This window comes from Gemmatimonadota bacterium (assembly GCA_026705765.1).
Lineage (GTDB): Bacteria > Latescibacterota > UBA2968 > UBA2968 > UBA2968 > VXRD01.
In genome coordinates this window covers 22,258-36,482 of sequence record JAPPAB010000055.1, presented here as the reverse complement: position 1 = coordinate 36,482, position 14,225 = coordinate 22,258, and the positions used below count along the sequence as shown (strand labels likewise).

General features: G+C 51.3%; 14 protein-coding genes. 3 read left to right on the top strand and 11 right to left on the bottom strand.

Annotated features, from left to right (window positions below; translation table 11 throughout):
- The gene (locus tag OXH16_07265; protein MCY3681179.1) at positions 1-480 is read right to left on the bottom strand and encodes a Na+/H+ antiporter subunit E; all 480 of its coding nucleotides are present in this window, start codon (positions 478-480) and stop codon (positions 1-3) included.
- A 236-nt stretch (positions 481-716) separates the two neighbouring features.
- Here OXH16_07265 and OXH16_07260 point away from each other — a divergent pair, with 236 nt between their 5' ends.
- Positions 717-1,016 carry a hypothetical protein gene (locus tag OXH16_07260; protein MCY3681178.1) on the top strand — a complete coding sequence of 100 codons (300 nt, stop codon included), beginning with the start codon at positions 717-719 and terminating at the stop codon, positions 1,014-1,016.
- A gap of 3 nt (positions 1,017-1,019) precedes the next feature.
- Here OXH16_07260 and OXH16_07255 read toward each other — a convergent pair whose 3' ends face one another.
- Together OXH16_07255 and OXH16_07250 are read right to left on the bottom strand one after the other, a co-directional pair.
- Positions 1,020-1,244 (bottom strand): hypothetical protein, encoded by a 225-nt coding sequence (locus tag OXH16_07255; GenBank protein MCY3681177.1) that lies wholly within the window; start codon positions 1,242-1,244, stop codon positions 1,020-1,022.
- Positions 1,245-1,254: 10 nt separating this feature from the next.
- Positions 1,255-2,250, bottom strand: coding sequence for an FAD:protein FMN transferase (locus tag OXH16_07250; GenBank protein ID MCY3681176.1), 996 nt, complete (start codon positions 2,248-2,250; stop codon positions 1,255-1,257).
- Between the two features lie 509 nt (positions 2,251-2,759).
- On the opposite strand from OXH16_07250, the gene OXH16_07245 reads away from it, so the two are divergent.
- Complete coding sequence (locus OXH16_07245; protein MCY3681175.1) at positions 2,760-3,203, top strand: CBS domain-containing protein; 444 nt, start codon at positions 2,760-2,762, stop codon at positions 3,201-3,203.
- A gap of 107 nt (positions 3,204-3,310) precedes the next feature.
- Here OXH16_07245 and nqrF read toward each other — a convergent pair whose 3' ends face one another.
- The 6 genes from nqrF to OXH16_07215 are packed head-to-tail and all read right to left on the bottom strand — an operon-like array spanning position 3,311 to position 9,215.
- Positions 3,311-4,561 carry an NADH:ubiquinone reductase (Na(+)-transporting) subunit F gene (gene nqrF / locus OXH16_07240; GenBank protein MCY3681174.1) on the bottom strand — a complete coding sequence of 417 codons (1,251 nt, stop codon included), beginning with the start codon at positions 4,559-4,561 and terminating at the stop codon, positions 3,311-3,313.
- Positions 4,562-4,584: 23 nt separating this feature from the next.
- Complete coding sequence (nqrE, locus tag OXH16_07235) at positions 4,585-5,196, bottom strand: NADH:ubiquinone reductase (Na(+)-transporting) subunit E (GenBank protein ID MCY3681173.1); 612 nt, start codon at positions 5,194-5,196, stop codon at positions 4,585-4,587.
- A 1-nt stretch (position 5,197) separates the two neighbouring features.
- Entirely contained in the window at positions 5,198-5,824 is a 627-nt protein-coding gene (locus OXH16_07230; GenBank protein MCY3681172.1) for an NADH:ubiquinone reductase (Na(+)-transporting) subunit D, read from the bottom strand.
- A gap of 49 nt (positions 5,825-5,873) precedes the next feature.
- On the bottom strand, positions 5,874-6,671 hold the full coding sequence (locus OXH16_07225) for a Na(+)-translocating NADH-quinone reductase subunit C (GenBank protein ID MCY3681171.1): 798 nt from the start codon (positions 6,669-6,671) through the stop codon (positions 5,874-5,876).
- The gene (locus OXH16_07220) at positions 6,661-7,860 is read right to left on the bottom strand and encodes an NADH:ubiquinone reductase (Na(+)-transporting) subunit B (protein MCY3681170.1); all 1,200 of its coding nucleotides are present in this window, start codon (positions 7,858-7,860) and stop codon (positions 6,661-6,663) included. Before OXH16_07220 ends, OXH16_07225 begins: the two co-directional genes overlap by 11 nt.
- A gap of 8 nt (positions 7,861-7,868) precedes the next feature.
- Positions 7,869-9,215: a Na(+)-translocating NADH-quinone reductase subunit A gene (locus OXH16_07215; GenBank protein ID MCY3681169.1), complete on the bottom strand. Its 1,347-nt coding sequence runs from the start codon at positions 9,213-9,215 to the stop codon at positions 7,869-7,871.
- A 420-nt stretch (positions 9,216-9,635) separates the two neighbouring features.
- On the opposite strand from OXH16_07215, the gene OXH16_07210 reads away from it, so the two are divergent.
- Complete coding sequence (locus OXH16_07210; GenBank protein MCY3681168.1) at positions 9,636-11,981, top strand: GWxTD domain-containing protein; 2,346 nt, start codon at positions 9,636-9,638, stop codon at positions 11,979-11,981.
- Between the two features lie 55 nt (positions 11,982-12,036).
- Here the strand turns inward: OXH16_07210 and OXH16_07205 are convergent, their stop codons facing one another.
- Together OXH16_07205 and OXH16_07200 are read right to left on the bottom strand one after the other, a co-directional pair.
- Positions 12,037-13,278 carry an amidohydrolase/deacetylase family metallohydrolase gene (locus OXH16_07205; protein MCY3681167.1) on the bottom strand — a complete coding sequence of 414 codons (1,242 nt, stop codon included), beginning with the start codon at positions 13,276-13,278 and terminating at the stop codon, positions 12,037-12,039.
- 23 nt (positions 13,279-13,301) lie between these two features.
- Positions 13,302-14,216 carry a phytanoyl-CoA dioxygenase family protein gene (locus OXH16_07200; GenBank protein ID MCY3681166.1) on the bottom strand — a complete coding sequence of 305 codons (915 nt, stop codon included), beginning with the start codon at positions 14,214-14,216 and terminating at the stop codon, positions 13,302-13,304.
- Positions 14,217-14,225: the final 9 nt, after the last annotated feature.

Sequence of the window (14,225 nt, the reverse complement as noted above, 5' to 3'; positions counted from 1 at the left end):
TCATTGCTCCAGTGCCGTCGTCACACGGCGGTCCATATCGCCGCTCTGTACATCGTCAGCGGCTTCTTTTGTCAGGGCATGTACCACAATATCTTCTTCGTCCAGGTCGAGTGATACAGTGCCGGGGGTCAGGGTTATTGAATTGGCAAAAATGACGCGACAGAGATCGGTTTTTTGCGTTCCCGTTACACGCACTATGCGCGGGGCAATGGGCAATCTGGGATTCAAAATGCGTTTTGCCACGTCGATATTCGCTTTGATAATGGCCCAAACCAGCCACGGAATATACACAATCAGGTGTCGGGCGAGATTAATCTGGATCCCTTCTTCATCTACAATATCCAGACGCCCCGCCAGATAAACGACAAAAGCGCAGGACAATATACCCATGGTGAGGACGAGTGTGTGATAAAATGAGTAATGTCCGGACAAGAGCAGCCAGAGGGCAAATGACAAAACGAAAAAAAAGATGTATCGCATATAAACCTCGGATGAAAGCGGTGAGATGTAAGAGGAGGGTACACCGCCCAACCGCCCAGTACCATAGGAACGCAATCGGGAAAGGCACAAAAAACCCACTCGTTCACTCGAATGGAGATGTGCGAACTGTCTATTTAATATTTTTCAACGCAAAAAATCAAGCGAAATATCGCGTTGTGTCCTATTTTGTAGATAGATGCATTAGAGACGATTTAATTAATAGAAAGGTATAATCAGTGTCAACTATTCTGATCGCATATCTGTTTACAGCACTCGTTTTTGGATTTTTTCTCTATTATTTTGTTTGGCGCAATCGCTATGTGACGCAGATTCGCCTATCTGTTTACAAAGTTGAAGGGCGGGTTGTGAGTATTGAGCGCGTGGTGAGAGATATTCAGGTGAATGAACATCAGGATCTGCTGGCATTAAAACGCATTGAGTGGAAGGTTATTTACAAAGATCGGAATGACAATCTCTGCGAGACCCGCTGCCGCGTTGAAGGAGGACAACTCGACTGGCATCCTCCGCTGAGTTGATTATTACACCTTTTCCGAGATGGAGACGGTGTTCTGATCTTTTTCCGCTTTTTTGCGACGTGGGCATGTAAAGCAGGCCGAGTCTTCGTCGAGGCTCTGTTCATGGGTTTCCAGGATGTCGCCACAACAACTCTGCTGCTTTTTTTTGTACTGCGCAAATGTCAACGCGCCTGCCATAAATGCAAATGCTATGATGAGAAAGATCGTCGCTGTCAATATTGTTTCCATAGTAGAGTCCTTATTTGAGCAATGCCTCAAAATTAGACGTCATTTTTTCTACGAATCCATCTCCTTGTCGCACAATCATAAATACGGCGAGATTGCGTTTTTCGGCAAATGCAAATCCCTTTTCCGGTCCCATTACGTTGATCGCTGTGGCCAATCCATCGGCGTAGGCGCAGCTTTTGTGTAGTACTGTTACGGAGGCCAGGGCATGCGTTATGGGCCGTCCTGTGCGCGGGGCAATGGTGTGGGAATATCGTATGCTGTCGCGTTCAAAATAGTTGTGGTAATCACCCGATGTCGCCATGGACATGTTGTTCAGGGCGAGTGCTTTTTGTAGTTCGCCCTGTCCCGCGGGACTCGCGATGCCAATTCGCCAGAGTTGTCCGAGGTGGTTGTGTCCCTTTGTCCGCAGTTCGCCGCCGATTTCGATAAAATAGTGATTGATGCCCAAACTGTCCAGATAACTCGCTATGCGATCTACACCAAATCCCTTGGCGATTGCGGATAGGTCGCAATAGATTTCGGGTCGTTCTTTTTTTATGGCGGGGGCAGATAGGTCAATGTGAATTTTTTCATAGCCTACCAGTGTTTTAGTAGCGTTAATTGAGTCGGGCGATGGTACGCGCTCGGGGATGGCGTTGGGTCCAAATCCCCACAGGTTGACCAGCGGCCCAATGGTGACGTCAAACGCGCCGTCGGACCAGGTGCTGATTTCTCGAGCGATGTGTAAAACATAAGCAAAGTCCGATGAGACTGCAAACCAGTCTGTTGAAGGGGAGCGATTGAATTGGGTGATTTCGGAGTTGTCCTGATAAGTGGACATCTGGCGATTGACTTCTTCCAATCGCACGTTGATTTCTCGGTCCAATACATCCGCGTCAAGAGTTTGGTCTTTTTGGACGATCTTGGCCTGAAATGTCGTTCCCATCGTAGGACCGGAGATCGTTGTCAGATGATCCTGACATCCGATTAACAGGATCGGAAATATCCATCGCCAAATTCTGTCCATTTTCCGTCACATGCCCCAAATGTCGTGTTGAAAGCTGTGTCTCTCTATCTCAGGTATTAGCAGTTCTGAATGGGAATTGGGAATTATATTACGCACACTATACCCATCGCTTCAATTCAAAATACAATTTAAAATTCAATCGCGCTGTAAATATAAATAATTTCAATAATTTATACAAGTATTATTAAACTTGTTTGACACGGCGTTTTAATCTCTTTATATTCTCCAAAACAGCGAATAATCCAACAATTCAACGAGGAGGTTGACTGTGTTGCCTAAACCCGGTTCGTAGCTGGGGTGCAATAAAATATTTGGTGGAGATTTTCGGCATATAGCCTGTGCTTTTAGGCGGGTTTTGACAACTAACACGCACACAAGGAGGAGGGCCATGCCACCAACGAATTTATGCGGCTCCGATGAGAAGTCATACTGTGAATCACTTTTGATCGAGGCCGCTTTTTTGTCCCTGAACCCATGAAATTTTTCCCCGAACTCATGGAGGTATGATTATGATCATTCAAGATATTCTCGACCAAAAAGGTCGCCGCGTGATTGCGATTGCCCCCGATCGCACATTGGATGTGGTGCTGGCTACGCTGATTCAAAATAGCGTGGGTGCGCTTGTCGTGCAGAATCGAATAGGAGATTTGCTCGGTATTATTACTGAGCGGGATCTGATGCGCGTGGTGTATAATGGCGCGGATTTGCAGGCTGTGCGCGTTGAAGATGTGATGACGCGCGATCTTGTGACAAGCAATCCGGATTCCGATATCGAATATGTGATGGCAGAGATGACAGAGGGGCGATTCCGGCACATGCCGATTGTTGATGAGGTAGGTCGTCTTGCTGGCATTGTGTCGATTGGCGATATTGTTAAAGCCAAGTTGGAATCTGCTGAGGAAGAAGTGATGATATACAAGGATTTTGTCACGCTGGATTGGCGGGCATCGTAACACAGGAGGTTGATGTGTCTGAAGAACTACCCGACAAAAAAGTCTTCGGTTGCTGGGTGAACCGAAGACTTTTTTTATGTACTTTTAATGAACTGATCTGGTCCAGATTACCCGCCAAAGTCGTCGAATAAGATATTCTCGGGTTCCACACCCATATCGTCCAGCATATCCATACATGCAACTAACATTAGCGGGGGACCGCAGATATAATATTCACAGTCTTCAGGGGCTGGATGATCTTTCAAATATTCATCGTAGAGTACCTGGTGAATAAACCCGGTCAAGCCCGTCCAATTGTCTTCCGGCATGGGATCGGATAATGCCACATGCCATGTAAAGTTGTCGAAATCGCGCTGCAATCCGTCGAAGTCATCGACGTAGAACATTTCATTCAGGCTGCGCGCGCCATACCAGAAGGTTACCTTGCGGTCTGTTTCTATGCGTTTGAATTGATCGAAGATGTGCGACCGCATGGGTGCCATGCCTGCGCCGCCACCGATGAAGATCATTTCGGCATCGGTTTCTTTGGCGAAAAACTCGCCGTAAGGTCCCGAGATGGTTACATCATCGCCGGGTTTTAGATCAAAAGTCCACGACGACATTTTGCCCGGCGGAATGCCCGTTGTGCCCGGCGGCGGGGATGCCACGCGGATGTTGAGCATGATGATCCCTTTTTCTTCGGGATAATTCGCCATTGAGTACGCGCGGAAGACGGGTTCATCTACTACCGAGACATTGTCCCATACGTTGAAATGATCCCAGGTGCCGCGAAACCGGTCTTCACCGTCGGCGGCTTTGATGTCGAAGTCGCGGTAGTCAACGGTGTGGGGCGGGCATTCGATTTGAATAAAACCACCGGCTCGGAATCCGACGTCTTCCCCTGGGGGTAGTTCGAGAACGAGTTCTTTGATGAATGTGGCGACATTGTAATTTGAGATTACTTTGCAGTCCCACTTTTTGATGCTAAATACTTCGGCGGGCACTTCGATATCCATATCGCCCTTTACCGTGACCTGGCACGAAAGCCGACACCCTTCCCGCGCTTCTTTGCGGTTGATGTGCGATAGTTCGGTGGATAAGATATCGCCTCCCCCGTCATTGATCGTCACTTTGCACTGTCCACAGGTGCCGCCTCCGCCACATGCGGAGGATACAAAAATTCTATTGTCGGCCAATGTGTTGAGCAATTTGCCGCCTATGGGAACAGCAATGCTGTGGTCGGGATCGTCGTTGATGGTGATGTGCGCCTGTCCTGAGGCAACCAATCGCGATCTGGCAATGAGTATAACCGCTACCAGCATCAGTACAATGGTGGTAAACATCCCTACACCGAGTAAAATCAGCCTTACGTCTTCCATATTATCTCCACGCTTGCCTGGATCTAAAGTTGAATCCCCGAAAAGAGCATAAATGCCATTGCCATCAAGCCCACGGTCATAAATGTGATGCCCAGCCCGCGCAATGCAGGTGGCACGTTGCTGTATTTCATTTTTTCGCGTATGCCTGCTAACCCGACAATGGCAAGTGCCCAACCCGTGCCACTGCCCAGCCCAAAGACGACGCTTTCTGAAAAGTTAAAGTCGCGTTCGACCATGAGCAATGAACCGCCCAGGATGGCGCAGTTCACTGTGATAAGGGGTAAGAATATGCCCAGGGCGTTGTACAGGGTGGGTACGTATTTGTCCAGTACCATTTCCAGAATTTGAATCATCGCGGCGATGACGCCGATATATGTGACCAGGCCCAAAAATGTGAGATCCACATTTGGCAAACCCGCCCAGGCGAGCGCGCCTTCGGTCAGGACATGGGTAAAAATGAGATTGTTGATCGGCACTGTAATCGTCTGCACCACGATCACCGCAATGCCCAGGCCCACAGCGGTTGTCACCTGTTTGGAGACGGCGAGGTATGTACACATGCCCAAAAAGAAAGCGAGGGCCATATTTTCGACAAAAACGGCTTTGACAAATAAGCTGATATAGTGTTCGGCCATTTTAATCCTCTTCCACTTGCTCGGGTTTCCACGCGCGCACAACCCAGATGAAGAACCCGATTAAGAAAAACGCACTCGGCGATAATAACATCAAGCCGTTGGGCATGTACCAGCCGCCTTCGGTGACGAGTGGCAAAATGTCAACGCCCAGAAGTTTACCCGATCCCAGAAGTTCGCGGAAAAATCCCACCACAATTAAGATGGTGCTGTAACCCAATCCATTTCCCAGGCCGTCTAATAAGCTGTGCGTGGGTGGATTTTTCATTGCAAATCCTTCGGCGCGTCCCATGATGATGCAGTTGGTAATGATCAGTCCGACAAAGATCGACAATTGCTTGGATATGTTGTAAGCAAATGCCTGAATAGCCTGGTCGGCGATAATCACAAGCGAGGCAATAATGGTCATTTGAACGATGATGCGCACGCTGGATGGAATGTGATTTCTGATCAGGCTTACCGATATATTGGAGAGCGTTATAACAAAGATGACCGCCAAAGACATGACGATTGAGGTCTCCAGCTTTGTGGTCACCGCGAGTGCCGAACAAACTCCCAATACCTGACGCCCGATGGGGTTGTCATCAAAGATGGGCGTCCATACCAGGCTTTTGGCTTCTTTCGCCGTCAAAGACGGAGATGGTGGCACTTCTGGCGCTTGTTCTTCCCTTTCGATTACTTCAGCCACGAGCACCTCCTTGTTTTAGTGTGTCTAAAAATCGACCGTATCCTTCGTTGCCCAACCAGTACTTGAGCATACTGTCTAATCCCCGTGTGGTGATGGTCGCTCCCGATAGACCATCGACCTGGTATTTTGCTTTTGCACTTTTGGGATTGACCTGGCCTTTGATTACGGAGATAGCGACATTGCCTGCATCGTCAAATGCCTGTTTGCCTGGCCATAATCCCTTCCATCTGGCGTTATCCACTTCGCCACCCAGTCCCGGGGTTTCACCGTGTTCGTAAAATGTGATGCCCTGAATGCTTTGCAGATCATTGCCCAGAGATACAAAGCCGTAGAGCGTGGACCAGAGGCCATAGCCGTAGATGGGCAAGATAATGCGCTGCAATTTGTCGTTTTCCATCACTTTATAGACGAAGATGTATTTCGGACGGTTGCGAATATTTGCAATGTCTCTATCAGAGTCAACAGAACGCCCAAAAGTGGGGTCGGCGGCCATTTTTTTCAGGTCATAAGTATCTACGTCGATGCCATCGGGATATTCTTCGCTGTTCAAGATCTGCCCCGTGTCCAGTTCAATGAGCAGTGGTACGACCTTTTTTTCGTAAACGGACTGGACATTGACCGAGGGGTCGTACAATCCACCCGCAATCAGAATATTTTTTACTTTGTCAAGGCGTTTGTTTTCTTTCCGGATATCGTGTAAGGATACCGCAAATAGTGAGACAAAAAGAGAACAGACCAGACAAAGGGCCACCGCAACAAAGATCGTTTTTTGGATGCTGTCATTCTGCACGGGCCAGTCTCCTTTTGATATTGCGGTCGATAAAGACGCGGTCGATGATGGGCGCGAATACGTTGGCGAATAATATGGCCAGCATGATGCCTTCGGGATAGGCCGGGTTGGTTACTCGGATCAATACTGTCATGACGCCTATTAAGATGCCATAGACCCATTTGCCCTGGCGCGTCATGGCCGCGCTGACTGGATCAGTTGCCATGAATACGGTACCAAATGCAAAGCCGCCGATGACGAAATGCCAGGCCGGAGATACGTTGAGTAGCGGGTTGGTGGTGCTGCCGATCCAGTTGAAGAATAGTGCAGATACGATCATGCCGATGGTTACGCCGGCCATGATTTGCCACGAGCCAACGCGGGTTAGTATCAAGACGCCTGCGCCCAATAGACAACAAAGGGTTGAGGTTTCTCCCATGGATCCCGGGATCAGACCGATAAAGGACTCCCACCAGGTGTAGTCCAACTGGATGTGGGTGTCGGCATAGGCCGCCAATGGCGTTGCCTGGCTGTATCCATCGACGGCGATCCAGACTGCATCGCCTGAGATTTGCGCGGGATAGGCAAAATAGAGAAATGCGCGGCCCGTGAGCGCGGGGTTTAAGAAGTTCATTCCCACGCCGCCGAAAATTTCTTTGCCTATGACGACGCCAAAGATGATGCCTATGCCTACCTGCCACAGGGGTATCAGGGGCGGCATTGTCAGGGGGAATAGTGTGCTGGTGACGAGAAATCCCTCGTTGATCTCGTGTTTGCGAATGACAGCGAAGATGGCTTCGCAGATGCCGCCCGCGGCTATGGTTACGAGTTGTACGGGTACAAAATAAATGGCGCCTATTGCAAAACAACTGAGTATGTCGGAGGGCAGGAAAGACAAGCCCAGTGTCTGGGCGAGATAGACGTGCCAATCGCCAGTGCCGATTGCGCCGATGTTTTGATAGGCCAGGCTCGCTTGCAAGCCCGTGTTGTACAGGGCAAATAAAATACAGGGTTGTAGCGAAAGGACGACTGTGATCATCATGCGCTTCAGGTCCATGCCGTCGCGCACATGGGCATCTGCCTGGGTGACTTCGCCGGGGGTGTAAAGGAATGTATCCCCGGCTTCGTAAAACGGATATAGTTTTTCGAGTTTGCCGCCTTCTTCGAAGTGTTCGGCCTGTTTGTCTAATAAATCGCGTAGGGGCTTCACTTTCCTTACTATCCTTCCTTTTCAATTTCGGTGAGATTTTCGCGCAGAATAGGCCCAAAATCCATTTTTGATGAACACGAGAATGTGCATAGTGATAGGTCTTCTTCCTCCAATTCCAGTATGCCGAGTTTTTCGGCGTCGTCGAGGTCGCGGGTGACGAGTGCCCGAATCAAAAAGTTGGGCAAGATGTCCAGCGGCATGACGTCGTCGTAATTGCCGTGCGGCACGAGTGCGCGATGGCTGCCATTGGTGGAGGTGTTCAATTTGAGGCGCTGGCCGAAGAACATTTTGGACAGTGCCAGGTTCTTGATGGTGAAAAATTCGAATCCCGGCGTGAGCCAGCCCAAAAAGGCGCGTTTGTTGCCTTCTTCAAGTGCGGTAATTTGCTGGTGATATCGCCCCAAAAAGGCGCGAGTTTCATCTGTTTTGCGCCCGGAGAGTACAGAGCCGCTGATGACCCGGTTTTCGACGTTTTCGAGTTCGTCTTCTACGAGGTCCGTTATTGAAGCACCCAGGCGGGTGCGGATCAATTTGGGGTGTTTTACTGTTGGTCCGCCCAGAGCGACTATGCGCTCGGTCATGATCCGCCCGGTTGTGAACAGATGCCCCCATGCTATGACGTCCTGAAGGCCGATGTGCCAGACTGTTTTGTTGCGGTGGACGGGGTCTAAGAAGTGGATGTGCGTGCCGACCAATCCAGCGGGGTGGGGACCGGTAAATTCTTCGATCTGGACGCGATTATCGTCGATTTCGGGCAGGTCCAATTCGGGGTCTCTGCAGAGAAAGATCGTCCCATCCATGAGTTTTGAGACGATTTTGAGGCCCAGTGTGAAATTTTTTTCCTGTCCGGCTAATACACGCGCCATGTCCGGGGCGAGAGGATTGGTGTCCATGGCGTTGACAAAGATGGATCGGGGTTCTGTCTCGGGATCGGCTACTTTGCCAAATGGCCGCGCTCTCAAGGCGGTCCACTGTCCGGATGCGATGAGTTGTTTTTTGACTGTTTCCCTGTCCAGGTTGTCGATTTCATCTTCTCGATGGGATTCAAAGGTGACTTCGTCATTGCCTTCCAGGCGGATGACCATGGATAAAAAGGCGCGTTTTATTCCCCGGTTTATGGCGATGACCTCGCCTGCACCGGGTGAGGTATAGAGAACACCTTCCATTTTTTTGTCGGTGAACAATACATCGCCGAGTTTGACGCGATCTCCCACTTGAGCCGCGATTGTGGGGCGCATGCCTACATAATCTTCACCTGAGAGTGCTATGGATTGGACGGGCTTGCCATTTTGTACTGTGGATTGATCGGGTACGCCGCTAATGGGAAGGTCGAGTCCTTGTTTAATTTTTGTCAATGCCATGGGGTCCTCAATTTTTTCCAATAAAAAAAAGCAACCACAACTGTCGCAGCCTTAATAAACAAGGGGGGAGACAGATAACGCGGTTGCTGTTTTGCAGGTGCTATAAGCATCTGCAGGCATTGGAAACAAATCCATCGTAGTCCAGATAAAGAACAGATGTGTTGTTCAAAAATGCAATGGTTTTCTTGTTTGCGAATAAATTTATTATAAGCGTTTTTAATTGTCAAGCAAAAGGCGTTGTATCAGGAGAAATAAATTATGTGAGGGTTTTCAGGGCACAGAAAGGGAACCCGTATGTTTCCCAATCCGTCATAAAGTTCAATAGAAGATTTGCGCTTGTGCAAATGGGCCCAATAGGGTATGTATGAATACGGCAAGAAGGTTCTCGAAAATTTTTATAGAAATGGATGCGATGTGAAATACGCGATATTCAATTTGTGGATTGTTTTGCTTCTGCCATCCGCGGGATGGGCAACTTCAGAGGTGGCGGATTCGCTGTCTGTTCTGGAGGAAGCCGTGAAGGTTGTGCCAAAAGATGGCAATGCCTGGGTCAGGTTGGGCAATGTGTATCTGAATGCGGGGGAGATCGAGAAGGCCGATAATGCGTTTCGCAAGGGGATTCGATATGCAGGGTCGGCAGAGGCTTATGTTGGTTTGGGGCGGGTGTTTATGGCGCGGGGACGGACGCGGGCGCGACAGGGGTTGCCGTATTTTCGGATGGCGCGGGCAAAGGATCCGAAGTCGATAGATGCCGAGTTGTATCTGGCGCGGGCAAAGGTGATGCTGCGCGATCTGGATGCCGAGGATGCATTTCGCCGCGTGATTGCACTGGCGCCGGATTACGCGCCGGTGTATCTGGAATTGGCGGATTGGTATGTGAATAACAATTACGAGATGTATTACGACGAGATTCGCCTGCTGTACGAAAAGTATTTGAGGCTGAGGCCGGGTGATGTCGAGGCGCTCTACGGACTGGCGGTGTCTTATACGGAGGAGCACAATTACCGGTCTGTCGTTGAGATTGGCGAGATGGCGTTGATGAAGAATCCGGGTGAGGCGCGATTGCTGGCGCTGCTTGCACAAGCTTATGCAGGTCTGGGTGATCCGGATCGGGCGTTGGCGTTGTTCGCGGAGTATTTCAATGTGATTCCGGCAGGAGAACAGGCGCTTTACAAAGATTTGCAACTGGTGGCAAGGCCGGAGGAGTTGCAAGAATATGAATTGCTGCCAGAAGATGAGCGCGCAGCGTTTTTGGCGACGTTTTGGCGCAAGCGCGATTTGACGCTGATATCGGGTGGTCTTGCGCGCGAGGCAGAACACTATCGCCGGGTGTGGTTTGCACGGACGCATTTTGCAAAAGCTGTGCAGCCGTGGGACAGGCGTGGCGAGGTGTATATTCGGTTTGGGGAGCCGGATTATCGGTCGCGGTCACACGCGCCCAATGCGGTGCCGAGTGCCGAGGCCGAGGCGGTGAAGGAGCGATTGGCTCTGGATATTGAGGGTGGTTTTGTAGCGTCGGGTGAAATGACTGCGGAGTCGTTTTTTGGCGGTGTGGAGGATGAACAGCCGGTGGGGGATTACGAGGGTGTTAATCTGGTTGAGCCTGTTTATCCCGTGTCGTTTAACGAGCGGTCGGTGCCGTGGGAGTCGTGGATTTACACGCAGGTTGGCGGCGGTGTGGAGTTTGTGTTTGTGGATGAGTTGCTCAATGGCAAGTGGCAGTTTCCTTCGCTGCCAGATGGTACGCGCATGTCGGGTGAGCGATTGTCCGCGCTTTTGCGAATCCATCCGGGCGCGGTGTTGAACGATGTGGTGGCTTCCACACCGGAGTATTTTGATTTGCCGCCGGGGATTGAGCCGCTGGCGTTTTATTACGATGTGGCGCGTTTTAGAGGAGAAGAGGGCAAGACCGGGGTCGAGGTGTATTACGGGGTGCCGACGCTGGAGGTGGGTATTGAAAATGAGAATGGGCATGTGCGCCGTTCGGTGGTGATTTCAGACGATGAGGGTGAGGAGGTGTTTCGGACGCGGGATGATTTGTATTTTGGGGGTATTGATTCCGGGCAGTTGAAGAGAGGGACATTTGTGCCCGATGTGGCTTATCTGGAGGTGCCACCTGGGACCTATCGCATGGCGGTGCATTTGACCGATGTAAATTCGGGTAAGTGGGGGGTTTATGTGCAGGATCTGGAAGCGCCGGTATTTTCCGATTCACTGGCGATGAGCGATCTGGAACTGGCGTGGTCTATTGGCGATGAGGAGAGGTTTCACGACAAGTACCTCAAGGGCGATGTGTGGGTGATGCCGATGCCGTCGCGTAGCTTTGTGAATGATCGCAGTGTGTTTGTCTATTATGAGGTCTATAATTTGCAACGCGATGAGTTTGGACAGACGCGATACAAGGTGTCCTATACGATTCAGCAGGATGTGCGGTCGGGGTCTTCGATTTTTGGGCTGTTGAGTGGGGGATTCAAAAGATTGATGGCGAGGAATAGAAAACCACAGGTGGCGGTGAGTTATGAGCATGTGGGGCGAGATGTGTGGGAGCCGATCCATCTGGAGCTGGATTCAAAAAAGATGATTCTGGGCCTCAATCAGGTTGAGGTTGAGGTGACGGATTTGTCGAGTGGTCAATCCGTGAAGCGCGAGGCTATTTTTAGATTGGAACCACCGCCAGTGGCCGAGAGACAACGGCGAATTCAGGGCGATGATGTGCGGCAGGGTAGGGGCGGGAGGCGGGGTGGTGAACGACGGCGGTAGAGGCGAGTTTTCAGGGAAAAACGAGAGGCGATCACACAACTGTGATCGCCTTTTTTTATGCGCCGGGTGGTGTCCATCCCAGATCGCCGAACCGTCGGGAGGTCAGAGCGCGAATCTCACGGGCGCGAGCGAGGGTTTCGTCGCGTTCTTCCTGGAGGGGTCCGGGACGATAGACTTTGCCAGCCCGGATGGTGAGTACGGGATGGATGTTTTTGCGGCCAATTTCCAAATTGTCTCTGACGTCGTGAAATTGGAATTCGCCTTCGCGGATTTCAAAGGCCGATAGGTCTGCGACGGTGCCGATTTTGAGGGTGCCCAGATGGTCGCTTCTGCCAATGGCGGCTGCAGCTGCGGTGGTGGTTTGGCGGACGATGTCGGGGAGTTTGATGCCCAGGTTGAGCAGTTTGGAGGCGGTTTCCGGGAGGCTGTAAACGGGATCGTTGATTGAACCGGAGTGGATGTCGGTGCTGATGACGTCGGGGAGAAAGTCCTGGGCGAGGGCTTTTTTGGCGGTTTCAAAAAGGAAACTGCCGCCGCCATGGCCGACGTCGAAGAGAATTCCCTGCTGGCGGGCCTGGTGGACTTCGGGGCGGATGTTGTGCTGGCGGTTTAAAATGGTGTCACCAATGGTGGCGTCTCCGTCTCCGCGATAGCAGTGGGTGACGATGTCGCCCGGGCGCAGTTCGGCCAGGATGTCGGAGAGGGCGACGCCAGCACCCATGTGGACCATGACGGGTGTGTGGGACATGTCAGCGGCCCTAACGGCCAACTGTAAGGGGACGATACCGTTTTCTCCGGTGATGGTTTTGCTGATGCGCACTTTGACGCCTACGCAGGTTTCGGGATAGGTGTGGACGACGTAGGCGGTGCGTTCGGGGTCGGCGTATTTGATGTCGGTCATTTCTCCGATGGGCCCGTAGGTAAGACCGATGCCGCTGATGTGGATAAAGGTGAGAATCTGGGTGCGAGCAGGGGTGGCGATGAAGTCGCGGAAGGCGAGGAAATTGGCCCAGCCGGGACTGCCGGCGTCAACGATGGTGGTGACACCGGTGGCGAGACAGAGGGCATCGGCTTGAATTCCCCAGGTTGTTGCGCCGGCAAAGACGTGGGCATGGATATCGATCCAGCCGGGGGTGAGGATTTTGCCACTAAGGTCCAGGGTTTCTCTGGCGGAATCGGTGATGGATTCGGAGAGGGCGGCAATGGTGGCGTTTTGGATGGCGACATCGCGGATGGCGTTGAGGTTCTGAGAGGGATCAATGACCGTGGCGTTTTTCAGGAGGAGGTCGTAGGGCATTGGGAGTCTCCTTTTTATTGTATTTATCCCCTGCGGTCACTCCAGATATTATCGGCGTCAATGGGTTCTTCTGTGTGGACAATGCCCTGATTATCGATGCCCAGGACGGGCAGTTCTTCGTGGTAATTGGCATAAGGTCCCCACATGACGGCGAGTTGCTCAGGTGTCATGCCGTCGGTGATTGACTGATCCCAATAATTTTTGGGTGGTGCAACTTCTTCCGCGGTTCCCTGCCGGGCAGACGTTCTGCTGGTGTATTTGTAGAGGATGGATCGGCGCTGGTGTTCTGCTTGCCAGGGCAAGGTGCCGTGCGTTTGCGCGCCGTCCATAAAAAAGAGGACATCTCCCGCTTTCATAGTGGGTTGAACGAGTACGTCCATGTCGCTTTTGAAGTATTTGAGGTCTTCGGGTATGACGTATTTGGATTTGTGAGATCCCGGTACAGCGACAAATCCGCCATCGCCTTTGCCGACGTCTGATAGTTGATAGGAGACCGTGACGCCGCCGCAGTGCATTTCGCCGTTTTGATTGCGATAGGCCACATAGGGTTTGTGGCGGTCGCCCGATCCGTGCAGCCGGAGGCCATCTACGCCTTTGACGTGACCGATTAACTCGGGGCCGTGGTCCAGGCGAAAGCCGCGACCGCACATTTTGTTGAGGCGAGATACGATCTGGGGGTGGACGAGCATTTTCCTGAAGGGATCGGAATACGGCGAAGGCATTTCCAGGAAATAGGGATGCTTGTTGCTGGTTCTGACGACTGTATTTGTCCGAACATCGGGTCTTCCGGGCAGGTCGTCAGAGTCCTGGATTTTTAGAATTTCTCGGGTGTAATAGTCGATGGCTTCATTTGCCTCTGCGATTTCATCGGGGCTGAGTACTTGAGGTACGACGAGATGCCCGGTGAGGTCCCAGAAGTATCTTTCCTTTGCGTCCATTGCGGGGGT